This window comes from Sorangium sp. So ce119 (genome assembly GCF_051524405.1).
GTDB classification, from domain to species: domain Bacteria; phylum Myxococcota_A; class Polyangia; order Polyangiales; family Polyangiaceae; genus Sorangium; species Sorangium cellulosum_G.
Map to the genome: position 1 here is coordinate 380,364 of NZ_CP150311.1, position 25,678 is coordinate 406,041.

The 25,678-nt window shown below is 71.8% G+C and carries 18 protein-coding genes; 12 read left to right on the forward strand and 6 right to left on the reverse strand.

Translation table 11 applies throughout. From position 1 onward, the window contains the following. Window positions 1-108: 108 nt before the first annotated feature. A complete protein-coding gene (locus tag WME76_RS45740) occupies window positions 109-1,110 on the reverse strand; it encodes a lipoyl protein ligase domain-containing protein (protein ID WP_437962508.1) in 1,002 nt (333 codons plus the stop codon). Between the two features lie 156 nt (window positions 1,111-1,266). Between WME76_RS45740 and WME76_RS45745 the strand changes: the two genes are divergently transcribed. Further along, window positions 1,267-2,202, forward strand: a complete 936-nt coding sequence (locus tag WME76_RS45745; protein WP_437962509.1) for a serine/threonine-protein kinase — start codon at window positions 1,267-1,269, stop codon at window positions 2,200-2,202. 144 nt (window positions 2,203-2,346) lie between these two features. Here WME76_RS45745 and WME76_RS45750 read toward each other — a convergent pair whose 3' ends face one another. Continuing rightward, window positions 2,347-2,526 (reverse strand): hypothetical protein, encoded by a 180-nt coding sequence (locus tag WME76_RS45750; protein ID WP_437962510.1) that lies wholly within the window; start codon window positions 2,524-2,526, stop codon window positions 2,347-2,349. A gap of 186 nt (window positions 2,527-2,712) precedes the next feature. Between WME76_RS45750 and WME76_RS45755 the strand changes: the two genes are divergently transcribed. The 3 genes from WME76_RS45755 (at window position 2,713) to WME76_RS45765 (ending at window position 8,130) form a co-directional block, all read left to right on the forward strand. After that, window positions 2,713-3,984, forward strand: a complete 1,272-nt coding sequence (locus WME76_RS45755) for a hypothetical protein (RefSeq protein WP_437962511.1) — start codon at window positions 2,713-2,715, stop codon at window positions 3,982-3,984. 235 nt (window positions 3,985-4,219) lie between these two features. Next, window positions 4,220-5,989 carry an FG-GAP-like repeat-containing protein gene (locus tag WME76_RS45760; protein ID WP_437962512.1) on the forward strand — a complete coding sequence of 590 codons (1,770 nt, stop codon included), beginning with the start codon at window positions 4,220-4,222 and terminating at the stop codon, window positions 5,987-5,989. Window positions 5,990-6,711: 722 nt separating this feature from the next. Continuing rightward, on the forward strand, window positions 6,712-8,130 hold the full coding sequence (locus WME76_RS45765) for a proteinase inhibitor (RefSeq protein WP_437962513.1): 1,419 nt from the start codon (window positions 6,712-6,714) through the stop codon (window positions 8,128-8,130). 217 nt (window positions 8,131-8,347) lie between these two features. Here WME76_RS45765 and WME76_RS45770 read toward each other — a convergent pair whose 3' ends face one another. Continuing rightward, on the reverse strand, window positions 8,348-9,220 hold the full coding sequence (locus tag WME76_RS45770) for a PaaI family thioesterase (protein ID WP_437962514.1): 873 nt from the start codon (window positions 9,218-9,220) through the stop codon (window positions 8,348-8,350). Window positions 9,221-9,335: 115 nt separating this feature from the next. Here WME76_RS45770 and WME76_RS45775 point away from each other — a divergent pair, with 115 nt between their 5' ends. Then, window positions 9,336-10,190 (forward strand): hypothetical protein, encoded by an 855-nt coding sequence (locus tag WME76_RS45775; RefSeq protein ID WP_437962515.1) that lies wholly within the window; start codon window positions 9,336-9,338, stop codon window positions 10,188-10,190. 49 nt (window positions 10,191-10,239) lie between these two features. On the opposite strand, the gene WME76_RS45780 is transcribed toward WME76_RS45775, so the two are convergent. The 3 genes from WME76_RS45780 to WME76_RS45790 form a co-directional block, all read right to left on the reverse strand. After that, entirely contained in the window at window positions 10,240-12,540 is a 2,301-nt protein-coding gene (locus WME76_RS45780) for a nitric-oxide reductase large subunit (RefSeq protein ID WP_437962516.1), read from the reverse strand. Window positions 12,541-12,776: 236 nt separating this feature from the next. Further along, a complete protein-coding gene (locus WME76_RS45785) occupies window positions 12,777-14,192 on the reverse strand; it encodes a multicopper oxidase family protein (protein ID WP_437962517.1) in 1,416 nt (471 codons plus the stop codon). 361 nt (window positions 14,193-14,553) lie between these two features. Continuing rightward, window positions 14,554-14,898 carry a response regulator gene (locus tag WME76_RS45790; protein ID WP_437962518.1) on the reverse strand — a complete coding sequence of 115 codons (345 nt, stop codon included), beginning with the start codon at window positions 14,896-14,898 and terminating at the stop codon, window positions 14,554-14,556. 269 nt (window positions 14,899-15,167) lie between these two features. Between WME76_RS45790 and WME76_RS45795 the strand changes: the two genes are divergently transcribed. The 7 genes from WME76_RS45795 to WME76_RS45825 all read left to right on the forward strand — a co-directional run bounded on the left by WME76_RS45795 (window position 15,168) and on the right by WME76_RS45825 (window position 25,649). Next, complete coding sequence (locus tag WME76_RS45795; protein ID WP_437962519.1) at window positions 15,168-15,752, forward strand: NAD(P)H-dependent oxidoreductase; 585 nt, start codon at window positions 15,168-15,170, stop codon at window positions 15,750-15,752. A gap of 255 nt (window positions 15,753-16,007) precedes the next feature. Next, complete coding sequence (locus WME76_RS45800) at window positions 16,008-18,020, forward strand: ABC transporter ATP-binding protein (RefSeq protein WP_437962520.1); 2,013 nt, start codon at window positions 16,008-16,010, stop codon at window positions 18,018-18,020. 152 nt (window positions 18,021-18,172) lie between these two features. After that, complete coding sequence (locus WME76_RS45805) at window positions 18,173-19,819, forward strand: glycerol-3-phosphate dehydrogenase/oxidase (RefSeq protein ID WP_437962521.1); 1,647 nt, start codon at window positions 18,173-18,175, stop codon at window positions 19,817-19,819. A 680-nt stretch (window positions 19,820-20,499) separates the two neighbouring features. Next, window positions 20,500-21,174, forward strand: a complete 675-nt coding sequence (locus WME76_RS45810; protein WP_437962522.1) for a hypothetical protein — start codon at window positions 20,500-20,502, stop codon at window positions 21,172-21,174. Next, complete coding sequence (locus WME76_RS45815) at window positions 21,171-22,202, forward strand: hypothetical protein (RefSeq protein WP_437962523.1); 1,032 nt, start codon at window positions 21,171-21,173, stop codon at window positions 22,200-22,202. Before WME76_RS45810 ends, WME76_RS45815 begins: the two co-directional genes overlap by 4 nt. Window positions 22,203-22,368: 166 nt before the next feature. Beyond that, window positions 22,369-22,812: a response regulator gene (locus WME76_RS45820; protein WP_437962524.1), complete on the forward strand. Its 444-nt coding sequence runs from the start codon at window positions 22,369-22,371 to the stop codon at window positions 22,810-22,812. A 2-nt stretch (window positions 22,813-22,814) separates the two neighbouring features. Next, window positions 22,815-25,649 carry a response regulator gene (locus WME76_RS45825; RefSeq protein ID WP_437962525.1) on the forward strand — a complete coding sequence of 945 codons (2,835 nt, stop codon included), beginning with the start codon at window positions 22,815-22,817 and terminating at the stop codon, window positions 25,647-25,649. Window positions 25,650-25,678 lie beyond the last annotated feature (29 nt).

The following is a 25,678-nucleotide window of genomic DNA, read 5'->3' on the forward strand; positions in this document are numbered from 1 at the left end:
GACGTGCGGGTGGATGGCATTCTCACCCCAAGGGTGTAGTCGCGGCGGCCCGCGAGGAGCGGAGAAGGAAGAGAGGACGAGGAGCGCCGCGGCGGCCGGGCGGCGCGGTCATCGATCGGAATTGCGCTCCGCGGAGAGCGCGCGCTGCGCGAGCGCGCGCAGGTCGGCGAGGCTGGCGCCCTCGAGCGGCGAGGCCTCGGCGTCCAGGGGCGCGGGGGCCGCGCCCTGGCCGAGCGCCTCGAGGAGCCAGCGCGCCGTGAGGACATCGCCGCCGATCCACGCGCGTGGCGGCGACGGCGCGCCGAGCGCGGCGGCCTCGATCCAGCCGATGGGCACCCGCGCGGCCACCGCGGGGCCGGCGCCCGGCGGCGCCGGGTCGTCGGGCGAGGCGATGGGCTGGAAGCGCTCGACCGCGAGCTCCGGCGCGCCGCCGCCGTCGGTCAGCGGGAGCCCCGCGCGGACGGCGACGGCCTCGATCACGACGCCCGCCAGCTCCTCGAGCGAGCGGCGCGCAGGGAGGACCTCGGCGAGCGCCGCCGGCGCCTTGCCCTGCCAGCGGTCGACCGCGCGCTCGTCCGGCGCCGCGAGCTCGGCCGGGATCGCGAGCGGCGCGTCGTGGCCCGCGAGGACCTCGATGAGCACCGCGCCGTCCTGCGCGGCGTCGACGCCGAGCAGCGCGGCGGGGCGGTGCTGCAGGGAGATCCACTCGCGCCCGAAGTAGTGCGCGGGCGCGCCCGCGCGGGCGAAGCCCCGGAGGAAGCCGCGCACGTTGCGGTTCAGGAGCGTGCGCGCCGTGGCGTCGGGCGCGAGGGCGGCGACGTGCGGCAGCGCGAGGGTCCAGACGACGCCGCGCCCGCCGAGGAACGCGGCCGTGCCCGTCGTGGCGCGCCGGAGCACCGGCGCGCCGCGCGCCGCGCAGGCGGCGAGGTCGACCACGCGCCCGGCGCGCTGGGCCGCGCCGAGCACCACGGCGGGGCCGTCGACGAGGCTGGCGGCGAGCCACGGGGCCGCCGCCGAGCGGGCGCGCTCGAGCAAGGCGGGGCCGAGCGCGAGGGCGTCCGCGAGGGGGCGGTGAGCAGGCGGGAGGGAGCACAGGGGCGTGGCAGGCATCGCGTCGAGTATCCTCCGTTGCGCCGAGGGAAGCGGCCCCTGCGCCGAGGACCGCGGCCCCTGCGCCGAGGACCGCGGCCCCTGCGCGGCGGAGCGGGCCGTGGCCGCCGGCCGAAGACGAGATCGGCCGGGCGGCGCCGGTGATAGCATCGCCGCATGACCGAAGAGGAGCTGGCAGAGCAGCGCGTCGGCACGCGGATCGGCCCATGGACCGCGGTGCGCGTCCTCGGGATCGGCGGCATGGCCAGCGTCTTCTACGGCATCCGCGCGGACGGGTGCGTGGCGGCGGTCAAGGTCCTGCACAGCGAGCTCGCCTGCATCGACGAGGTGCGAAAGCGGTTCTTGCGCGAGGGGCCGATCGGCAGCGCGCTGGCCGCGGTGGCGCCGCTCTGCGAGGGGCTGCCCCAGGTGCTGGAGTCGGGGGCGACGGACGACGGCGTCGTCTACATGGCCATGGAGCTGCTCGAGGGAGAGACGGTGTTCGACCGCATGGTCCGGCACGGGACGCTCCCTGTCGGCCAGGTCATCGCGCTCGCCGAGCGGGTCCTCGACGTGCTGATCGTGGCGCACGACCACGGCATCGTTCACCGCGATCTCAAGCCCGAGAACCTGCACATCGGCAACGACGGGCGCGTGCGGGTGCTCGATTTCGGCCTCGCGCGCGTCCTCGATCCGCTGCTCGAGAACGTCGCGGGCGTGCCGGAGATGACGAAGACCAGCACGGGCGTGTCGATCGGCACCGACGACTACATGGCGCCCGAGCAGGCCCTGGGCCTGATCCGCGAGATCGACGGCCGCACCGATCTGTTCGGCCTCGGCGCGACGATGTTCCGCCTGCTCGCGGGCCGCACGATCCACGGCAAGCTGGAGGACGCGCGCCTGCTCATCGCCGTCGCCACGGAGAAGGCGCCGCCGCTCGCGCAGCACGCCCCCACGGCGCCCCCCGGCCTGTGCGCCGTCGTCGACCGCGCCCTCGCCTTCCTCAAGCACGAGCGCTACCCCGACGCGAGGACGATGCGCGCCGACCTCGCCGCCGTGCGCGCCGGCCGCGAGCCGCCCTATGCGACGGCGGCGGCGAGAGGGCGAGCCTAGAGCGCCGAGCCGCTGATGAGGCCAGCAGCGGAGCCGCTGGCCCGTCTCATCGTGGTGTTCGTGGCCCAGGTGGGTTGAAGTCGCGGTGTTCGTGGCCCAGGTGGGTTGAAGTCGCGGTGTTCGTGGCCCAGGTGGGTTCTGGGATCAGCCCGGGAGCGGAATCCACGGGAGCGGGATCCAGAAATCGACGGGCTGCTCGCCGGCCTTGAGGTTCGACCTGATCCGCAGGCCGTGCGCGGGCCGCGCGGCGGCCTCGCGGCTCGCGCCGGTCTCCTGGCTCGCACGGATCAGCTCATCGGGGTGGCTCGGTGTGATGCTGTTCATCGTCATGACTCCCATCGAGCACTGCGCCTCCGAGGTGGTCTCGGACGATGCACCGCGCTCGGTGTCCGCCAAGCATGGGCGGTGCCAGCGCAGAAAGCCGGCGCGACCGGCCTGGCACGTGGTCTGCAATGCGCGCTCGGCGGGCGCTGTTCCAGCCGCGCGTCGACCGCGCCCCCAGGAGGCACCGTGGAGTTCTTCGACCAGCTTGGCACGCTCATCCAGCGACGCTGGCGCGCGCGCGACTTCGAGCCCGGCGCGTTCGCCGAGATCGCCGCCGCTGCGCTGCGCAAGCTGCCCCCCTGCGATCACACAACCTACCGCGACGTCGTGGACGCGTTCGTCTTTGACGACGCGCTGCCCGTGCAGCCGCCCGATCCCCGCTTCGGCCAGCCACAGATCGTCGTTCACGAGGCGCCGGACTTCTACATCGAGGTCCTCTGCTGGGTCGACGCCACGACAGCGATCCACCAGCACAGCTTCGCCGGCGCGTTCTGCGTCCTCGAGGGATCGAGCCTGCACACGACCTACGGCTTCACCCCGCAGCGGACCCTCGGCAGCACCCTCGAGATCGGCGCGCTGAGGTTCCTGGCGAGCGAGCGGCTGCGCGCGGGCGACGTGCGCACCATCGCGCCTGGTCGCGCGTTCATCCATGCGCTCTTTCACCTCGATCGGCCGTCGATCAGCGTCGTCGTGCGGACGCGCAGGCAGGCCGACCTGGGCCCGCAGTGGAGCTACCTCCCGCCGGCGCTCGCGCTCGACCAGCGCGCCGAGGAGCAGCACCCGACGCGCGCGCGGGTCGCGCAGCTCCTGACGGCGCTCGGGGCGACGGACCCGGCGGGGTATGATCGCCTGATCGCGCGTGCCATCGCCGAGAGCGACCTGGCCACCGTGTGGCTGGCGGCGCGGCACGCGCACGGGGCGGCGCGGAAGGCGCCGTACAGGAGGTCGGAGGCGTGGCTTGACGCGGTGCTCGGGGCCGCCGCGGTCCGCTTCGGCGGTTCGGCCGGCCCGCTGCTCGCGACGCTCGACGGGGCGGCGCGCGCCGAGGACCTGATGCTGCGCCGCGCGGACGTCCACGACCCTGATCTCCGCTTCTTCCTCGCGCTGCTGCTGAACGTGCCGACCCGCGCGGAGCTGCTCGACCTCGTGGCCGCGCACGCGCCAGGTGATCCGCGCGCGACGGTGATGCGCTGGATCCGGGCGCTGACGACCGCCCGCGCGCCGAACCACGCGGTCCTGCTGGAGCTCGAGCTCGAGCTCGACGCGCCGATCGACGACATGCGCGTCGCCGACCTGCTGCACGCCACGATCGAGGGCATGCTCGACGGTCACACCGGCGACGCCCTCGCCGCGCGCGTGGCGTCCGTGAGCGGCGCGCTGCCCGCCCTGCGCGATGCCATCGCCGACCTCGCGGCGCGGTTGCGCACGGGCTCCCTCGCGCCGCTCTTCGTCGACTAGCCGTCGCGGGGCATGGGACCTCGGCCCTCCGGGTCTGGAGGGGGCAGCCACCAGCGAGCTGGAGGGAGCGACCGCCACGCCGCCCCTGCGGCGTAGACAGCTCCCGAGCGACTGTATAAGGATCATGCCGGCTCTCAGGCGTCGTGACATTGCGGCGACCCGCGCATCGAATCAGCGACACCCGAGCGCGACAGCTCGTCTTGTGAGCATTTCACCCCTCGCGTAGCCTTGACGGATGCGGAGCTCCTTTCCCCTGTGGCTTGCGCTCGCCCCCCTCTCGCTCGGATGCGCCGATCTCCTCGGGATCAACGACGTGACAAGAGACCCCGGTCTGGGCGGCGGGAGCAGCGATGGCGGCGGGAGCAGCGATGGCGGCGGCGGCAGCGATGGCAGCGATGGCGGCGGCGGCAGCGGCGGGAGCGACGAGGGGCGGCCTCCCACGACGCCTGTCCCGAGGCTGCCGCTCCAGGATGCCGCGGTGGGCTCGATGCGCGTGCCCGACACCCGTCGACCCACCTTCGTCTGGGAACCCTCGGTGTCGGCCGGCGAGCGTGCCATCGAGTACACGATCGAGCTCAGCGAGGACCCTTCGTTCGCCGCGCTCCTCGCGACCGAGACGACGACGGCGACGCGCTGGCGGCCGGCCGCCGATCTCGAGGGCTCCGCGGCTCCTCCCGTGGGCAGCCGCGTGTACTGGCGGGTCCGCGCGTGCGCGGGCGACGCCTGCTCCGCTCCCTCTGCCGTCCGACGGATCAACGTGGGACGGGGCCACCGCGATCTCGACGGCGACGCCTTCGACGACATCCTCGTCGGCGCGACAGGTTACGCGGTCCCGGGCTACATCCCTTGCGGAGCCGCTTACGTGTTCCTGGGCGGAGCAGGCGACGGCTTCGATGCGGCGTCCGACGGGCTCCTGCTGGGGGTGAACATGAGCGGAACCCCCATCGAAGCGGCCGGGTTCGGGAGCACCGCGGCCACCGCGGACGTGAACGGCGATGGGTTCGCCGACGCCCTGATCGCGGCAACGGCGTTCGGGGACGACAAGGGCTTCGTCCGCGTGGTCTTCGGGAGCTCCACGGATCCGGGGACGTGGCCTCCGGCCCAGGACCTCTCGGGGAGCCTGCCTGGCGACAATCGCAGGTTCGGTGAAGCGCTGGCGTCCGGGGACATCGACGGTGACGGCTACGCGGACGTCGTGGTCGGCGCCCCGGGGCAGGGCCCCCCCATCACGAGCGACCCCGGCAGCGCCTACGTGTTCCCGGGCGGCCCCGATGGCCTCGATCGCGACGCCAGCGTGATGTTCACGGGGGTGCAGAGCTCCAGCGCGTTCGGCACGTCGGTCGCCTCGGCGGACTTCAACGGCGATGGTTTCTCGGACGTCGCGGTCGGCGCGCCTGGCAGCCAGCGCGTCCATGTCTATCTCGGCTCGGCCGGCGCGTTCGACACCGTACCTGACGGCCTCCTGGTCGGTGAGGGAGAATTCGGCCTTTCGCTCGACGCAGGGGACGTCAACGGAGACGGGTTTGCCGACCTGCTCGTTGGAGAGCCGGTGAGCAGCATGGCTCTCCTGTTCCTCGGCGGGCCGGGAGCGGAGTTCGACGCGACCGCCGACCTCGAGCTCCACGGTGAAGGGCCGTCCGACCGCTTCGGTCAGACGGTCTCGTCGGGCGGGGACCTGGACGGGGATGGCTTCGCCGAGGTGCTCGTTGGCGCGCCGGAGGTCGGGGCCTCCGGCAAGGTGTACGTGTTCCGCGGCGGCGAGAGCCTCGACGCGGAGCCCGACGCCGCGATGACCCCGCGGCGCGGGGGCGCGGTGGAGACGGAGCTCTCGCGCGCCGGCGATTTCAACCGCGATGGCCTCGGGGACGTCGTCGTGGCGTTCGGCGACGCCCGCCGGGAGGTGCTCGTGTTCCTCGGCGGCAACCTCGCCGACAGCGCCCAGGCGGCCCTGGAAGGGGCGGGCGCGACGAGCGACGAGGCCTTCGGATCGGCCGTGTCGCCCTAGCCGGCGCGAACGGGCGCAGCGCGGCGGCCGATCTTCGAGGAGCTCCTGGGCACGGGCCTGGAGCGCCGATCAGCCTGAAACAACGAGGAAGAAGAGATTTGAACCACAGAGGCACAGAGGACACAGAGGAACAACAATAGAACTCTGTGCCCTCTGTGCCCTCTGTGCCCTCTGTGCCCTCTGTGCCCTCTGTGCCCTCTGTGCCCTCTGTGGTTCGTTTTCTCGGGGTTTCGCCTGTTCGGTATCCGAGAGACTCCAGGGTCGGGGCGCGTTCGGGGCGACGCACCTGAGATCGACGTGATCCCAGCCCGGGCGTGAGCTCTCCCCGGCGCGCTGGACGCTGCTGTCAGCCACTGTTTGCTCGCGGGTAAGGATCTCCCGGGCGGCGCGAGGGCCTCGATGGACTCGAGCCTCTCGCTCGTGCCCCGTCGCTGCCTGCTCTCGCGGGGTCCGGTCCGCGCCGCCAGGGCGCAGGCCGAGACCGATGCGTTTCGCGCCGACGGCACCTCACCCACGCCCACTGACGCGCCTCGGGTGCGACACGCCATCGACGTGAATGTATTTTGTACAACAATTCTGGAACCGCAATTTTCGCCCAAAGAGTTAACAAAGGTTGCACAAGCATGAACAAACGATATTAACCGGAGCGCTCGCCGCACAAACAAAAGTGAGCCAGAAAACACTCGACCGTCGCTCGAAGGCGACGTTCAGGAGGTTCGACCGTGAAGCAAGATCTCCTCCGTTCACCGCATGCGCTGCTGGGCGCTGCGCTCGTGGTTTCGGCCCTCGGAGGGCTTGGCGCCTGTCAAGGAGACGAGGACGAGGGCGCCCCGGAGGCGTTCGTGGCGCCGGGTCGCTGCGTCTATACGAGCGCCATCACCCAGGCCGAGGAGTGCCGCGATTACACCGGCACAGGCTGGACCGCGGAGGCTGCGGAGGCCGACTGCAAGGCGCTCCAGGGCGGCACCTTCGCGGCGGGGGCGAGCTGCGCCTATCCGCAGGCGCTCGGCCGGTGCGTGCTCGGCGGCGGGACCGAGGACGAGTACAGCATCGTCCTGCCCGGCGACGACGCGAGCCAGTGCGCCGCGACCCAGCGCGGCTGCGAGGTCTTCGGCGGCGGCCGGTTCGAGCCCGACGCCTGCCAGGGCGTGACCGAGGAGACCGGCGGCAGCGGGATCGGCACGGGGGGCGCCGTCTTTCAGTGGCCCGAGCAGGTCTGCGTCGATCCGAAGGACGGCGAGCCGGCAGGGCAGAGCGACGGCAAGGTCTGCACGTTCGGCACGATCTCGGCCTGCACCGAGCCCGGCCGCCTGTTCACCGACTATGCGTCGTGCGAGCCGGTCCTCACGCAGCGCCCCTACTGGCCCGCGCCTCCCTCCGACTTCAAGACCCCGAGCGACGACCCACGCCTGTCCGACCCGGAGTGGCTCGGCGAGCTCGCGTGGGTCACGGAGCAGACCGAGGCGTGCGGGTGCGTGTGCTGTCACTCGGAGAAGGCCGCGCCGGCCACGGGGACGTCGAACTGGTACATCGAGGCCGGGCCGGTCTGGACCGACAGCTTCTATCCGACGGGCCTCGCGCTGGCCGCCGGCTGGGTCTCCTCGGCGGCGCTCGGCGCGTATCCGGCCGATCAGAACAACGGCTTCTCCCGCGACACCGCCGGCCTGCCCACCACGGACCCGGCGCGCATGATCGCGTTCTTCGAGGGCGAGCTCGAGCGCCGCGGATACACGAGGGAGGATTTCGCGGACATGACCCCGTTCGGCGGGCCCATCCATGAGCAGAGCCTGTACGAGCCGAGCGATTGCGCGGCAGGGGAAGGCGTGGACGCCGCCGGCAAGGTCACCTGGGCCGGCGGCGACGCCCGCTATGTCTACGTCCTGTCGGCGGACGCCGCGAACCCGGGCGCTCCGCCCAACCTCGACCTGCCCGAGGGGACGATCTGGCGGCTCGACGTGCCCTGGCAGGCCGAGCCCGTGAAGAGCGGTATCACCTACGGCGAGGTCCTGCCGAACACGAAGCAGGGCTATCCCGCCCAGGGGAGCCCCGAGGAGCTCGTCCCGGGGACGAAATACTACCTGTATGTGTGGGCCGACGTCGGCATCCCGATCACGCGGTGCCTGTTCGAGGTCTCGCCCTGAGAGAGCGCGCGAGGGCGCGGCGACGTTCCCTCTCCGCGTCGGGAGAGGGAGCGTCGCCGTGGCCACCGATGGATCACCTGGGGAATCCCCTCATGGTGCAGCCCTTTCCAGCGGGGAAATTGAACAGGGAGGCGGGGAGGCGGGGAGTATCTTGAAGATTCCCTCCCCGCCTCCCCGCCTCCCTGTGATTATTCTCCGAAGAATTCGAGGGGATGCCTCAGGTGGATCCGATGACGCTCGCCTCGTTGAAGCGATAGACCACCGTCCCCAGGGCGTGCACGTCCCCCGTCGCCGGGCTCGTGACGGTGACGTCGATCCAGTGCACACGGTCCTTGTGCGCGCGGACGGCGGCGCGCGCGACCAGATCCGCCGCCGGCAGCGGTCCCAGGATCTGGGCGTGCAACGCGATGGTGGCTCCGCCTGCCCCGGCCGTCGCCGGGACGACCGTCCATGGACATGTGGCTCCCGCCGCGTCGAGGAGCGACAGGACCGCGCCCTCGTGCACGCTGCCGGTGCGGTCGAGGTTCACCGGCGCCGCGCTCAGCGAGAGCTCGACGGCGCCGCGCGCCGCCCCTGCGAGGCTCACGCGGCGGCGCGACAGAAACGGGCTGGCCGCGATCGCCTCCTGGATCGCGCTCTCGACCTCGCGCGACGCGCTGCCCAGCGGGCGTTGCGATGGTCCGGCGATCTCTGCCGGACCCGGCGAGGTGCCTTGACGGACGATCGAGGACGCGAGGGCGATCGCATTGCCGTCGGCGTCGGTGATCCGCGTCTCGAAGAACTCGAGCTCGCGCGCCCGGCGCACGGATCGGGTCTCTGCCACCACCGGTTTGCGCGCCGCGCGGACGTAGTCGACATGCAGCGATACAGTGCGGAGCTCCGCGGCGGCCGCACCGCGCGCACGCATCGACGAGGACGTGGAGATCGGAACCAGCGACGCCAGGGCGCCGCCGTGGATGTGCCCGAACATCGTGTTGCGTTCCTCGAACGGGAGGGCGAGGACGACGGCGGCCTCGCCGGGTTGCAGCGAGACAGCGAGGTCTTGCGCGTAGGGCGCGTCGATGGGCGAGGGGGAGATGTCGTTCGTCATCGGGGCTCCTCGGTAGCGTGCCAGCAGCGGTGAGGAAATCCGGGGAGATGCCTCCCGCGGTCGGCGCGCGATCCGCAGATGAACCCGGGCGGCGACGTACGGTAGCCTCACCAGCGTGGATCCGTCCGCCCCCGTCGCCCGGTACCTGCCGACCCTCGGGCGCGCCCGCGCGGAGGGCCTCGAGCTGCCGCCCGGCGACCCGGCCGAGGAGCGCCGCGTGGCCGCGCTGGTGGTGCTCGCGTCGATCGTGCGCCGCGAGGGCTGGGCCGAGGTCGTCGACCTCAGCCCCGAGGCCGCGCAGCAGCTCGAACGGGGAGAGCCGCCGCTGCCGGACGCCTTCGAGGCCCGCGCCCACCGGCGCCTGGCCGAGGACCTCGGCTCCCGGCCCTGCACCGCGTGCCTCGGCGCCGCCGCAGCGCCGGCGGACGCGGGGGCCGCCGGCGCTGCGCCGGCCCGATGCGCGTCCTGCGAGGGAGGCGGCCGCGTGCGGCGGGTGCGCCTCCGCCACGTGCACGACCGCCCGATCGAGGTGCGCGAGCTGTACGCCCCGCCCGAGATGTCCTTCGTGCCCGCGCTGTTCTCGTTCGAGGGCACCCTGAAGCGCTCCCTGGGCGCCGCCGATCCCCCCGAGCCCCTGCGCTGCCTCGACCTCCGCCCCCGCGCGGTACGAACCGCCTACAGGGGCGGCGGCGACCGGGTGGTCGAGCCGGAATTTTACAACCACCGATTTGCCGGCACCGTCGAGATCGCGGCGGCCGCGCTCGCCGCGCTCGCCGCCGGCGGCCGCGTCGTGGCGCAGGCGGTGCGCGCCTACGCGTGGCCGCTGCTCTGGCTGCGCTATGGCCCCGGCGAGCCCGCGCGCGACGTGGTCGTCTTCCCCGACCCCGCCGGCGCGCTCCAGGTCTTCGCGGGCGCGGCCCAGGGCGGGCGCGAGGGCGCGCCGCGGGAGAAGCAGCACGCACGCGGATAGACACGCGGATAGGCAGGCTCCCGCCCGCGCCCCCCTCGCCCGCCCCACCTCACTCGGCGGCCGACGGCCGCGACCCCGGACCGGGCTGGATCCCCGGCTCCCCCGCCTCGACCGTCCCCTTCGTGGGATCGAACGACCGCCCCGTCCAGAGCCCGAAGACGAACCAGCCGAGCAAGAGCGCGCCCAGCGCGAACGCCGTGTCGCCGAGCACCCGCATCCAGCGCAGCGCGTCCATCAACCCCGTCTGCAGGAACTCCGCCGACCGCGCATACCAGGTGCCGTGCTCGACAGCGGCCCACGCCTGCAGCAGGCCGATCGGCAACAGGCTCAGGAGCACCATCGCGGCGAGGCCGCCGTTGATCAGCCAGAACGCGGCGGCGAGCGCGCGCTCCTTCCACGCGAGCCCGGGCCGGAGCGCGCGCAGGCAGAAGAGCATCAGCCCGAGGCCCAGCATCCCGTACACGCCGAACAGGGCCGTGTGGCCGTGGACCGGCGTCGTGTTGAGCCCCTGCATGTAATAGAGCGCGATCGGCGGGTTGATGAAGAACCCGAACAGCCCCGCGCCCACGAGGTTCCAGAACGCCACCGCCACGAAGAAGTAGATGGGCCACCGGTAAGCGCTTATCCACGCCGCCCGCTCGGCCCCGCGCGCGATACGGACGTTCCCCCACGCCTCGAAGCCGATGAGGACGAGCGGGACGACCTCGAGCGCGCTGAACGCGGCGCCGAGCGCGAGCACCTCGCTCGGCACCCCCGTGAAATAGAGGTGGTGGAACGTGCCGATGATGCCCCCGGCGAGGAATATCACCGTCGAGAACAGCACCGCGCGCGTCGCCGGCGCCACGCGGATCAGCCGGAGACGCGCGAAGAGGAACGCGATCACGACCGTGGCGAACACCTCGAAGAACCCCTCGACCCAGAGGTGGACGACCCACCAGCGCCAGTACTCGGCCGTGACGAGCGGGCTGCGCTGCCCGTACATCAGGCCGGCCGCATAGAAGAGCGGGATGGCGAGGCTCGCCAGCGCGAACAGGAGCAAGAGCGGCCGGCTCTCGTCGCGGCGGGCCAGCGCCGGGCGCAGCGCCCGCATCATCAGCCAGAACCAGAAGACCAGGCCGCCGAAGAGCAGGATCTGCCAGAAGCGGCCGAGATCGACGTACTCGTAGCCCTGCGCGCCGAACCAGAACCAGTACTCGCCGAGCCGCTGCTGGATGCCGAGCCACTCGCCCGCGAGCGAGCCCACCACCACGAAGAGCAGCGCGGCGAAGAGCACGTTGACGTAGAGCCGCTGCCCTCTCGGCTCGACGCCGCCCACCGCGGGCGCGACATAGAGCCCGGTCGCGAGCCACGATGTCGCGATCCAGAAGATGCCGATCTGGACATGCCATGTCCGCGCGACGGAGTACGGCAGCCAGCGATCGAGCGGGATGCCGTAGAAGCCCGACCCCTCCACGCCGTAGTGCGCCGTGATCGCGCCGAGCGCCACCTGGACGACCCAGAGCGCCGCGACGACGAAGAAGTACTTCACCGTCGCCCGCTGCGAGGGCGTCGGGCTCAGGCCGAGCAGCGGATCCCGCCCGGGCGGCGACGCTGCCTCAGGCTCATGCTCCCTCGACGCAAAATACCACACCATCCCGCCGACCCCGGCGAGGAGCAGGACGAAGCTCACCACGCTCCAGACCACCGCCTCGCCGGTCGGCCGGTTGCCGACGAGCGGCTCGTGCGGCCAGTTCTGCGTGTACGAGACGGTCTCTCCGGGGCGCTCCGCGGCGGACGCCCAGGCCGTCCACCAGAAGAAGGCCGCCATCGCGCGCTGCTTCTCGGCGTCGACGAGCGCGCCCCGCGGGATCGCGTACTCGTCCCGGCCGTCGCCGAAGACGCTCGCGTAATACGCGGCGAGCACGTCGAACGCCTCGGCGCGCGCGGGATCGATGGAGATCGTGCCCTGCGCGGGGTCGTAGGTGTTCCGGCGCATGCGCTCCTGGAGCCGCGCCTGGAGGGCCGCCTGTCGCTCGACGTCGAGCGCGGCGAACGAGGAAGCGCCCTGATCCCGCGCCCACCGGTCTAGGACGAAGACGGCCTCGCGATGGAGCCAGTCGGCGGTCCAGTCCGGCGCCACGTAGGCGCCGTGACCCCAGATCGAGCCGATCTGCTGGCCGCCGATCGACTGCCAGACGTTCTGCCCGTCCTGGATGGTGCGGCCCTCGAAGAGCGTCCGGCCCTCGGTCGTGACCACGCGCGCCGGGATGGGCGGCCCCGCGAGGACGGCCCGGTACCCGACACCCCCGAGCACGGCAAAGGAGGCCAACACGACGACCGCGAGGGCTATCCAGAGCTTTCGGTACTCCATTGCTGATCTCCAGTCTCGTGCCGCTGCTCACCTGCGCTGCGCACGCGGGCGCAGCGGAACGGCCCCCGAGTAAGCACAAGATGGACCAGCGCGCAATACCGTGGCCGTGGCCGAGGGCGCGGCGCTGCGGCCACGGCGGTGCGGGCCCGGCAGCTCCGGAGACGCGGCGTCAGGGAGCCAGCCGGCTCATCCCTCCAGGCGAGGGAGCCGAGGCGCGGTGTTCGGACCCGACGCCGTCACCGCACGACGTGCAGCATCCCCATCATGCCGGCGTCGGCGTGGTCGAGGATGTGGCAATGAAACATCCACATCCCGGGCCGGTTGTCGTAGCGCACCACGAAGCGGGTCGCGCCGTCGACAGGCACGTTCACCGTGTCCTTCCACTCCAGCGGCCTGACCGGCTGACCGCCTGGGCCGAGCACCTGGAAGAAGAAGCCGTGCAGATGAAACGGATGGTCGAAGACCATCGTGTTCTCGACCGTCCACACCGCTGTCTCTCCCACCGCGGCCACGAGCGGCTCCGCCTCCCACGAGGGCACGCCGTTGATCCCCAGCACGAGGTCGCCCGGGCCGTCCCGCTGCGTGAGCTGCAGATCGACGCGCCTCGCGCCCGCCGTGTCGAGCGGCGCGATGGCCCGCGCGACCTCGGGGAGCGGCTCGTCCTCGGCCGCGGGCTCGTCCGCGAGGCGGAGCCGGAAGGCCTCGACCTCGGGCCGCCCGAAGGTGGCGCCATAGCCGCGATCATAAGGCACCCAGCGCACGGGGAGCGTCGCGCCGGGCGCGCCGCGGGGCTCGATCAGCACGTCGGCGCGCTCGCCGGGGGTGAGCAGGATGCGGTCCGTCTCGACCGGGTGCTCCAGCAGCCCGCCGTCGCCGCCGATGCGGGTGAAGCGATGTCCGTCGATCGCGAGCTGGTAATAACGTGACCTGGCCGCGTTGACGAGCCGCCACCGCTGCCGCAGCCCGGCGCGCGCCTCGATCACCGGGTTGACGCGGCCGTTGACGAGCAGGACGTCGCCCTCGCGCCCGAACAGCGTGCCGAAGCTCCCGCCCGTGTCCGGCGGCACCAGCGCGCCGTCGTCCTCCACGCCGATGTCGCTCAGCACGAGGACGAGCTCGTCCCCGAGCGCCGCGGGCTCGGCCGGATCCTCGACGAGCAGCGCGCCGTACAGGCCATTGCCCGCCTGCGCGGCCGAGTCGACGTGCGGGTGATACCAGTAGAGGCCCGCGTCGGGGACGACGAAGTCGTAGGTGAAGCTGCCGCCCGGCACGGTCTCGGGCTGGCTGTGCCCGGGCGCGCCGTCCATCTCCGCCGAGAGCCGCACGCCGTGCCAGTGAACCGTCGTGGGCGCCGGGAGCTCGTTGCGAAAATGCACGATCACCCGATCGCCGATCCGGGCGCGGATCATCGGGCCAGGGATCCCGCCATCGTAGGTCCAGGCCGGCGTCCGCAGGCCGGGGACGATCTCCACCTCCTCGACGCGCGCCGTCAGATCGACCTCGACGACCCCGGCCGTTGCATCGCGATCCACCGCAGGGCGCAGCGCCACCGCGCGATCCCACCCCTCGGGCTGAGACGGCGGCCCCCCCGCGCAGCCCGACGCGGCCACCAGCAAGAGGCAGAGAGGAAGGCCCGTGTTCTCGCTCGACATGACGCGCGTCGAGCTTACCATCCCGTCCAGGGCCGAAAAAGGACGCCGTACCCGCAAATACTGCCGTGTGGCGCCGCGTCATACACGCGTGACACGCTGCGTAGCGCCGTCGAGCCCCAGTCCTTCGCCCGGCAGAGCGCGGCCAGCGCGCTCGTGCCCGGAAACACTTCATCGACGGTGGCCGCGCGGCGGCCTCCGCCGGCGGTCTCGGCGCTCTCGGCGGGAGCGAATGGCGTGCAAGGGGCTGGCTTCATTCCTGGACGTCCGTGCGGACAGACGAGCAAACGCGTCCTGCGACGTCAAGTCCATCACCCCTGCGCGATCTCCGCACGAGCGCGCCGAGCGCGCCTTGGCGAGCTCGTCAGACGTAGCGCCCGACCGCGTCGAGCAGCGCGATGAGATCGATGGGCTTCTTCAGGATATCGACGTGTCCGAGCTCGGTCGCGCGCGGCGCCGCCCCGGCCGTGAGCACGATCACGGGGACATCGGCGATCGCGGGCGTGCGGAGCTGCTCTGCGCGGAACGCATATCCATCCATGACAGGCATCATCAGATCGAGCACGATGAGCGCCGGAGTCGGCGCCTCGCGGAGCCGGGCCAGCGCCTCCGCGCCGTTCCCGGCCGTCATCACCCGATAGCCCTCCTCCGACAGGACCTCGACGAGCGCCTCGCTGACGCCGCGGTCGTCTTCGATGACGAAGATCACGCCCTCTCGCGAGGGGTCACTCCCCAGCTCAGGTCCGCGCGGGACATCCGCGCTGTCCCCCCCGCGCGCTCCGTTCGCGTCCATCGAACGACCCCATAAGCCTTTCCTCCGCAGCGCGCAATTTGAATCGCGCCGCGCGGGTCGAGGGCGCGCGCCGACGGATCGACCATGGATGCGCTCATGACGGTACGCGAGGCGGGCTCTTCCGGGTCGGCGAGGCGCGCCCCGGTCACGATGACCGCGGTACGAGGGCTGCATGCGCGCTGGGCATGAACGCGCACGGCATGAACGTCGCCGTGATCTTCTATTCTCTCCACGGCGATACGGCCGCGCTGGCGGCCGCCGTCGCGCAGGGCGCCGAGCAGGCCGGGGCGACCGTGCGGCTCCGGCAGCTCGAGGGCCTCGCGCCGCCGCAGGACAGGTGGAGCTCGAGTGAGCGGATCCGTGCCACGCGGGAGCGCCTCGCGTCCGTCCCGCTCGCGCGGCACGCAGACCTGTTCTGGGCGGACGCCATCGCCCTCGGCTCGCCCGCGCGCTACGGCGCGATGAGCGCGGAGCTCCGCCGCTTCCTCGACGGCCCGGGGCAGCTCGCGGGAGACCTCGCCGGCAAGGTGGCCTGTGTGTTCTGCTCTCCGTCTCCGATCCAGGGCGCCCAGCGCGCCGCGCTCCACGCGATGATAACCTCGCTCCTCCGCCACGGAGTCATCGTCCAGGCGCCGGCCCGCGCGCAGATGGATCCGGCGGAGACGACGAGCGCGGCGGCGCGCCGCGGCCCGCCGGGCGGGCTCGATCTCGCCCTGGCGCGCGCCCTCGGCCGCCGGCTCGCGCTGCTCGAGGATCGGATTCACGGATAGGCGCGGAGACCCGGCCGATCCGTCGGCCTGTGCCGTGACCGCGCCGGCGCCTCGGGCCCTGGAGTCCCGGACAAGGGCGCAGCAAATCAGCAGGAGCTCGCCTCGCTTTCCGGCGCACGGGAAGAGCGCGGCCGCGATGGGCTGTTACACCTCGGTACCTCGCTACTGGTCGGAACCGATGGACTGCCAGGCATCGCCCTAAGGGGCCGCCGGCGCTCACCTCAGCCGTAGACAGGAAGAAAGCCCAACCATCCAATGAGCGCACAGGCTCAGCGCAAGAACTATCGCCCTTCGCCGCCGCGGCGCGAAGGAAGGATATCGAGGCTCTCCCTGAGGAGCACCGCGCAGCGGCTCGCCGCGCCCAGCCGTTCGGCGGGCGCGGAGCGGCTCCGGTTCTTCCTCCGGGTGGGCGCCTATTTCAAGGGCGAGTGGGCGCGCATCGGGGCGCTCTCCCTGCTGGTCTGCGTCTCCATCGCGATCAGCCTGCTCCAGGTGTGGCCGGTCGCCGTGATCGTGGACCTCATCTCGAGCGGGCCGCGCGAGGGGGACTTCGCCCATCGCCTGCTGCTCGCGCCGCTCCCGGACAGCCTGCTCGGCCGCGTCCTCGGGCTCGCGGCGATGACGCTCGTGCTCCGCGTGGCGCAGGAGTTCGTGGGCATGGGCCGCGCCCTGCTCAACTTCCGCATCGGCTACGGCGGGCTCATGCGCGTGCGGTGCGACGTGTACCGGAAGCTCCAGGCGCTCCACATCGGCTACCACCGCGCGCAGCCGCAGGGCGACGCCCTCTACCGCCTCAACCAGGACGCCACCGGGTTCCACGGGATCCTCAACGTGGCGGTCTCGGTGCTGGGGAGCGCGCTGACGCTCGCGGTCATGCTCTGCATCATGGCCGCGCGCAGCCCGGGGCTCACGCTGCTCGCGCTCGCCGTGGTGCCGCCGCTGCTCCTGACGAACGTCAAGTTCGGCCGCGCGCTGCACCGGAAGTGCACCGAGGCGAAGGAGGTCGAGAGCCAGCTCACGACGTCCGTGCAGCGCTCGATGGCGTCGATCGGGCTCGTCCAGGCGTGCGGGCGCGAGGCCGACGAGGAGGCGCGCTTCCACGCGACGCTGGGCCACAGCGTGAGGGCCTGGCTCAGGCTCCACCACGACGAGCTCCGCCACACGCTCACGGTCGGCTCGATCCTCGGGCTCGGCGGCGCGCTCGTGCTCGGCTACGGCGGCCACCTCGTGGTCGAGGCCCGCGCGGGCGCGGGCGGCGCCGGCATGACCCTGGGCGCGCTGACGGCGTTCCTCGGCTACCTCGGGATGCTCTACGACCCGCTGTGCAAGCTGACCGGCGCCGGCGCCGCGGTGCAGGGCGGCGTCGCGGGCGCGCAGCGCGTCTTCGAGGTGCTGGACCGCGACCAGGCGGTGACCGACCTCCACGACGCGGCCGCGCTGCCGCCCGAGCCGCGCACGCTCTCGCTCGAGAGCGTCGGGTTCGAGTACCGCCCCGGGCACCCGGTGCTGCGCGGGGTCGACGCGACGATCCGGCCGGGGGAGATGGTCGCGTTCGTGGGCTCGGCCGGCGCCGGCAAGACGACGCTGTTCAGCCTGCTGCCGCGCTTCCACAACCCGACGCACGGGGCGCTGCGGCTCGACGGCATCGACACGCGCGCGGTCCGCGTGGCCGACCTGCGCCGGCACATGGCGCTCGTCCTCCAGGACAGCATCCTCTTGCCGGCGACGATCGCCGAGAACATCGCCTACGGCTGCCCGTCCGCGACCGACGCGGAGATCCGCAAGGCGGCCGAGATGGCGGGGGCGGCGGGCTTCGTCGAGGCGCTGCCGGACGGCTACGGGACGCAGATCGCCGACGGCGGGCTGAACCTGTCCGCCGGCCAGCGGCAGCGCATCGCGATCGCGCGCGCGCTCCTGTCGGGCGCGCCCATCCTCGTGATCGACGAGCCGACCGACGGGCTCGACGCCGCGCACGAGCGGCCCCTCGGCGAGGCGCTGCGCGCGCTGAAGGGCCAGCGCACGATCATCCTCATGAGCCACCGCCTGAGCACCGTCGTCGACTGCGACCAGATCTTCGTGATGGAGCGCGGCCGCATCGTCGAGCACGGCGCGCACGCGGACCTCCTGCGGCGCGGCGGCGTCTACACCACCATGGCGCGCTGGCAGCACCTCCACACCGGCCACGCCGGCGCGCGCGCCGAGGCCCGGCCCGGCCCGCGCCGCGCCCACCCGGAGCCGTTCCGCGGCGACGACGCCGCGATGGGCTGATGGGCTGAGGGGCTGATGGGCTGATGGGCTGAGGGGCTGAGGGGCGGAGCCGGACGGAAGCCGCGCTTTTCGGCCCGCCCGGCGCCCCGGCGCGCCCCCGGACGTGATAGAGGTCCGGGGGCGCGCGCGCGCCTGACGCCGGATCGCCATCGATGCTGCGGGCCACGAACATCGACAGCTTGAGCCGCGAGACGTTCGACGTCCTCGTCCTCGGCGCCGGGATCAACGGCGCGGTCGCGGCCGCCGCCCTCGCCGGGAGGGGCGCGAAGGTCGCGCTGATCGATCGGGGCGACTTCGCGGGCTTCACCAGCCAGGAGTCGTCGAACCTCGCCTGGGGCGGTATCAAGTACATGGAGAACCTCGAGTTTCCGCTGGTGCGGAAGCTCTGCGTCTCGCGGAACCTCCTGCTCCGGAGCTACCCCTCGACGGTGCAGGAGATCCGGTTCTACACCGCGCACGCGCGGGGCTTCCGGCACGGCCTGTTCAAGCTCTTCCTCGGCACCTGGCTCTACTGGATCATCGGCAGCTTCTTCACGAAGATCCCCCGCCTGCTCTCCCGCCGGACGATCGCGCGGGAAGAGCCCATCATCAACCTGGACGGCTGCGACGGAGGATTCGAGTACTCCGACGCGTACCTGGTCGACAACGACGCGCGGTTCGTCTGGGGGTTCGTCCGCGCCGCGCTCGATCGCGGCGCGTGCGCCGCCAACTACGTCGAGTCGCTGGGCGCGCGGCGCGACGGGGACGCGTGGGTCACGCGGGCCCGCGACGTCCTGTCGGGCAGGGAGCTCGCCGTCCGGTCGCGCGTGCTCGTGAACGCCTGCGGTCCGTTCGTGGACGCGCACAACGCGCTCACGGGGCAGCGGACGGGCCACCGCCACATCTTCTCCAAGGGCATCCACCTCCTCGTGGAGCGGCTGACCCCGAGCCGGCGCGTGCTGACGTTCTTCGCGGACGACGGCCGGCTCTTCTTCGTGATCCCGATGGGCTCGCGGACGTGCATCGGCACGACCGACACGCGCGTCGAGCGCCCGCAGACGGAGGTGACGGCCGAGGACCGCCGCTTCGTGCTCTCCAACATCAACAAGCGCCTCGACCTGCCCCGTCCGCTGACCGAGGGAGACATCATCGCCGAGCGCTGCGGCGTGCGCCCCCTGGCGGTGCAGGACGGCGGCGGGGCGGCGGACTGGCTGCAGCTCTCGCGCAAGCACGTCCTCGAGGTCGACCGGGCGCAGGGCCACGTGAGCATCTTCGGCGGCAAGCTCACCGACTGCATCAACGTGGGCGACGAGGTCTGCGCCGCCGCGCAGGAGCTCGGCGTCGCGCTGCCCCGCCCGGCGGCGCGCTGGTACGGCGAGCCGGACGGGGTCGTTCGTCATGAGTTCTTCCAAAGGGCGCTTCAGCTCGACCTCGACGCCCTGACGCCGCCGCGCGCCTCCGAGAAGCTGAGCGCGCGCCTGTGGCGCCGCTACGGGGCCGACGCGCTCGAGCTGCTCGACGAGATCCGGCGCGACCCGAGGATGGCCGACGCGCTGATCGACGGGGCGGACGACGTGCGGTGCGAGATCGCGTATGCCGCGCGGCGCGAGATGGTCGCGAAGCTCGAGGACTTCCTGCGGCGGCGCACGAAGATCGCGCTCCTGATCCGCCGCGAGGAGCTCGCGCGATCGCCCGGGCTCCGGGAGGCGTGCCGGATCCTGTTCGGCGACGACGCCGACCGGCGGCTGGAGGAGTACTTCGAGGAGCGCCGCGCGCCGCGGGCCGCGAACACGCCCGCCGCGGAGCTGCCGCTCAGGTAGCGACGCGCGCGCCGCGCGCCGCGCGGCGACGGCGTGCGCTCACCCACGAATTCCGCGGCTGATGCGTGATCATGGGGAGTCGTCGACCCTCCCATGCACCATCACTCTACATGTAGGTCAACGAGGCAGCACCGAGGGAATCTGCGGTTGTCATCTCCCACTTCCGCCGGGCGGGACGCCGCCAGACGTCGGCGCGCCACCGCGCCCCGCTCACGATTCGACGCCCGCGGGGCCGTGATGGCCCGCTGATCACGCGGCCGCGTCCGCCCCGTGTTGTCGCCCTCTCCAACGTCCCCATTCGCCAGGCTGATCGGATCGCATGGCCCTTCGATGGCGCGCTTGACAAGCAGGGTTGGCCGTCGGGTACGCTAGCCAATTACGATGACCGGGAGGACATGAGGAGCGTGAAAAGGATATGCAGGCGCTCCACACGGGCACGGCGGTCAGCGATCGAGGCGGCCCTGTGGCACCTCACGTGTCAAGCACGGATCGCGCACCGCTGGATGTCATCGTGTGCGCGGCAAGACAATGATTCGGCTGTTTCTGTTCGGTCCCGCGCGCTTCGCTCCCTGATCGGCCTTCTCGGCGCGCGCCGTCGGCGCGAGGAGGCCCACCGCGGGCCTCGCCGGATCCTCCGGGCCCCGCGCGCGCCGGCGGTCCTGCTCGCGGCGGCGGTGCTCGTGGGGTGTTGCCTGCTGCTGCTCAGCCCGCCCAGCACCGCCGGCCCCGAGGCCACGCTCTATGTTTATGCGGTGACGCCGCTCCGCGCGCGAGCGCTCGAGCAGAAGATCGAGGAGTCGATGCCCGGCGTCGATGTCACGGTGTTCGGTAAGCTGAGCGACTTCAAGACGGCGCTCGAGACGAACCCGCCGAACGCGGCGCTCTCGCCGAGGCCGGTCCTGACTTCGCTCAACCGGGGCGCCGACCTCCAGGGCATGAGGGCGGGGAGCGACGCGGAGCAATACCTCCTGATCTCGACGAGGGGGCTGACCAGGGAGATGTTCCCGTCGCTGCGGTACGGGATGGTCGATCTGGTCGAGCGAAAGTCGCTCCCGAAGTTCGTCGCCGGGCTCCTCGGCGTGAGCGTCGCGCCGGAGGTCCAGCGCGTCACGAAGATCGAGGATCTGCTGCAGCTCCTCCAGTTCCAGACGGCCGACGCGGTGCTCCTCCCGGAGCGGTTCCGCGCTGATTTCGAGTCCAAGAGCAAGATGAGCTTCACCATCCTGAGTCTTTCGACAGCCAAGGTAGGCCTCGTGGCGGTCACGTTCCTGAGCGATCGTCACGCTGTCGAGTACGCCGTCCGGAAGCTCCCACAACACGTGATGGCCGACCTGGGGGTGGACGAATGGAAATGAGATCGACCCGCCCCCTCCGCCGGCGCTCGCTGTGGCGAGCCTCTGCCCTCGCGGCGCTGATGCTGGCGCTGAGCTGCTCGTCGGGCACGGCGCAGCACGTCGCCGTGGATCCGGCGCCGCCGCCCGAGACGCCGCCCCCGGACGGGAGGCCCGTCATCTCCGTCATCGCTCCCGCGGGATCCCAGCTCGACGGCATGCTGGAGTCGCTCCGCGTCGAGCTGTCCGACGACTACCGTGTCACGATCTCGCCGCTGCGCGTCGAGGAGTCGAGCCCCGATAACGTGGGGAGGATCGTGGCGCGAGATCGCCCGCGGGCGGTGGTGCTGGTCAACAACTCGACCGTGCTCCTCTACCGCAACTGGGCGCGCACCACGCCGACACCGCCGGTCGCGCTGATCCTCATGGCGTCGTTCGCCGAGGAGCTCCAGCGCACCGTCCCCAACTCGGTGGCGATCTCCTACGAGGTGCCGGCGGTCACGGCCATGGTGGGGTTGCGCACGCTGGGCCTCGACGTCCGTCGCGTCGGCGTCGTGTACCGCCAGGGCTTCGCCCGCCATATCGCCCGGCAGGAAGACCTCATGCAGGTGGAGAAGCTGACCTTCGTGCGGGAGGAGCTCTCGAACAAACCGCACGTCCAGGATCTCCGCGCCGCGCTGGTGAACCTCCACCGCGCCGAGGTTGACGCGATCTGGCTGCCGAACGACAATGGCCTGCTGAGCCCGACGTTCCTGACGAACGTCTGGCTCCCTTATGTGGACCGGCTCGACGCGCCGGTGGTGGTGGCCGTGCGCTCGCTCGTCAACGAGCACGCGGAGTTCGGGACGTTCGCGGCCATCCCCGACACCCAGGCGCTCGCCGTGCAGGCGGCGGATCTCCTGTACGAGCTCGCGGACGAGGACTGGAAGCTCCGTACGTCGGACGTCCGGCTGCCCATCTCCGTGAAGCGCCTGGTCGACGTGCGGCTCGCGCGGCGGTTCGGCCTTGACTCCAGCCAGTTCGGGCAGGTTGACTTTCTGATCGGGCGGTGAGCGCGCATCGCGGGAATGGAGGAGCCATGCAGGTACTCTCTCAACCGGACACATGGTCTCGAAGCTACGGGCCGGCTCGGACCATGGCGCGCCCGGGCGATGGCTCGACGCTCCCGCCACCCCGAGGGCATCTCCCGCGCGGCGCGCGGTCCCGGAAGGAGCGCTCATGATCCGGGTGCTCGTGATCGATGACGACGACATCGCCCGTGAGGCGATGTGCGCCGTCCTGGTCAAGGCTGGTTACTATGTCTTCGAGCTGGCCACGCCCATCGGCGCGACGTCGGTCATCAAGCGCGACGGGATCTCGGTGGTCGCGCTCGACATCAACATGCCGACCATCAACGGCGACAAGCTGGCCAAGCTGCTCCGGGAGAACGCGCAGCTCTCGAACCTGGGGATCATCCTCGTCTCCGGCTGTGACGTCGAGCAGCTGAGCGCGCTCGGAGAGAAGGTCGGCGCCGACGGCATCGTCTCGAAATCGAAGCTCCACGTCGCCCTGGCGCCGGCCGTCGAGCGCGCGGCGGCCGCGCGCGCCGGGAAGAGCGTCGCGCCCTCATCCTCGGCGTCTCCCCTCTCCGCTCCCCCGTCCTCGGTGAGGCGCCCTCGATAAGCATGGTTACCCCGACTACCCACGGGTCGCTCCGCATCAAGCTGCTGCGCCTGATCCTCGGCGCGCTGCTGCTCCTCGGCGGCGCGACGCTCCTGTCGAGCGGCGCGCTCATCTATTCCACCGATCGCGACGTCCAGGCCAAGCGCGAGGAGGAGCTCCTCGGTAGTCTCGAGGAGAAGGCCCGCCTGCTCGGCTTCAACCAGGCGCTGGCGCTGCGCAGCCTGGTGGCGGACAACCTGTTCGGGGACGTCAAGGCGCTCATCTTCCAGACCGTCTCCGAGAACAACGACATCGCCTATGGACTGTTCTTCGACGCGGAGAACCGGGTCTGGGCGGCGAGCGGGCTCGGTCAGGCGGGCGGCGCCAAGGACGCGCCCGCCCTCACGGCGAGCGATCTGCTGACCCTCGGGATCAGCGCGGAGCACCACCCCCGGCCCGTGCTGAGGCGGCGGCAGAACCCGATGGGCGGCAGCGACGTCCTGGAGGTCGCGGCCCCGGTCGTCACGGAGGGGACGCACGCCGGGACGGTGATCTACGGCATCAGCACGAAGAGCGTCGTCGAGCGCATGGTCCAGGCCCGGGAGCTCGCCAGGAGCCGGCTCGTCACCACGCTCGGGCTGATCGGGGCGCTGATCCTCGGCAGCGTCGCGGCCAGCTATTTCCTCGTGAAGCGGGTGGCGGTCCACATCACGGAGCCGCTGTTCGCGCTGCGCTCGGCGGCGGGGGCCATCGCGAGCGGGCTCCGCTCGAGCGCGCCGCCGTCCCAGACGACCGGCATCGAGCCGAAGAAGTGGGAGCGCGTCCGGATCAAGAGCGGCGACGAGCTCGAGCTCCTGGGCGAGGCGTTCAACAGCATGGTCGAGGCGAACGAGCAGGCGTTCGAGGAGCTGCGCGTCAAGACGGAGCAGGCCCTCGAGGCGTCCCGGCTGAAGAGCGAGTTCCTCGCCAACATGAGCCACGAGATCCGGACCCCCATGAACGGGATCCTCGGGGTCATCCGGCTCATGCAGAACCAGCCGCTCGACGGCAAGATGCGGCGCTACGTGGAGACCGTCGACGCCTCCGCGAACACGTTGATGGCGATCATCAACGACGTCCTCGACTTCTCGAAGCTCGAGGCCGGCAAGTACGTGGCGCAGCACGTCTCCTATGATCTGCGCCTCGTCGTCCAGGAGGTCGCGGAGCTGATGGCGAGCCAGGCGCACGAGAAGGGGCTCGAGCTCGTGTACCGCGTCGAGCGCCGCGTCCCCACCGGCGTCGTGGGCGACCCCGACCGGTTCCGCCAGGTGCTCACCAACCTGGTCGGCAACGCGATCAAGTTCACCGACCGCGGCGAGGTGCTTGTCGACGTCGCGGCGCCCCAGCAGGACAAGAGCTCGGCGATCGTCAAGCTCGCCGTCGTGGACACCGGCCCCGGCATCTCCGCCGACGATCAGAAGAAGCTGTTCGCGGCCTTCACGCAGGTGGACGGCTCGATGGTCCGCAACCACGGCGGCACGGGCCTGGGGCTCGCCATCAGCAAGCACCTCGTGGAGGTCATGGGCGGCGAGATCGGCGTCGACAGCACGCCGGGGCAGGGCAGCCGGTTCTGGTTCACGATCAAGGTCGGCGTCACGGCCGGGGGCGAGCAGATCCGCTCCGCCGAGTGGGCGAGCGGGCGCCGCGCGCTGGTGGTCGAGATCAGCAAGAGCTGGCGCGACGTCGTCGTGGAGCACCTGGTGGCCTGGGGCTTCGACGCCGAGTCCACGACCTCCGGCAGGGACGCGATCAGCCGGCTGGAGCTCGCGCTGCTCGAGAAGCGGCCGTTCAGCGCCGCCGTCGTCGGCGTGCAGATGGACGATCTCGATCTCGAGGCGTTCCTCCGCACCATCCGTTCGGTGCCGGGGCTGGAGCGGCTGCCCGTGGTGGCGCTCTACCACATGGGGTCGAGCGCGGCGCTGAGCGGGCTCGAGTCCACCGTGGTCACGCAGCTGCCCAAGCCGCTCCGCGTGTCCGAGCTCTACAACACGCTGCAGAGCGCGCTCACCGGCGCCAAGATCGCGCCCGTCAGCAAGCCCGGCGTGGAGCCGGGCAAGATCGCGAGCAAGCTCCCCGTGCTCGTCGTCGACGACAACGAGATCAACCGCTACGTGGCGATGGAGCAGGTGGAGCAGCTGGGCCTGCGCGTGGAGACCGCGTGCAACGGCCTGGAGGCCCTCGAGTGCGTCAAGAAGAAGCAGTACGTCGCCGTCCTCATGGACTGCCAGATGCCGGTCATGGACGGGTACACCGCCACGCAGAAGATCCGCGAGTGGGAGCGCGGGAAGAACCGCCACACGGTGATCATCGCGCTCACGGCGCACGCCCTCGTCGGCGAGCGGGATCGGGTGCTCGCCGCGGGGATGGACGACTACCTGGCCAAGCCGGTGCGGCCTCAATCGCTGCAGAAGACCCTGTGGCGGCACGTGGTGCTGCACCGGGACGAGCCGGAGCCGGCGCCCGCGCTCACGAACGGCGCCAGCGAGCCGGCGCCCCTGCTCGTGCTCGACCCCGAGGTCCCGCGCTCGCGGAAGCTGATCGAGCTCGTCCTCAAGAACGTCCCGCAGCAGCTCGACGGCCTGGAGGCCTCCCTGCGGGCGTCGGTCGCCGCAGAGGTGAAGGCGAGCGCTCACAAGCTGAAGGGCAGCATGCTCTCGATCGGCGCGTCGCGCGTCGCCGAGCTGGCGGAGAAGATGCAGTTCGCCGCCGGCCGGGGAGAGCTGCCGGCGACGGGCGATCTGGCGCGGATACGGGAGGAGTTCGACGCCGTCAGCGTCGCCCTGAAGGAAGAGCTCACCGCGACCGCCGAGGCGACGTGACAAGCAAGTGCGCCCATTCTGCCATGGCC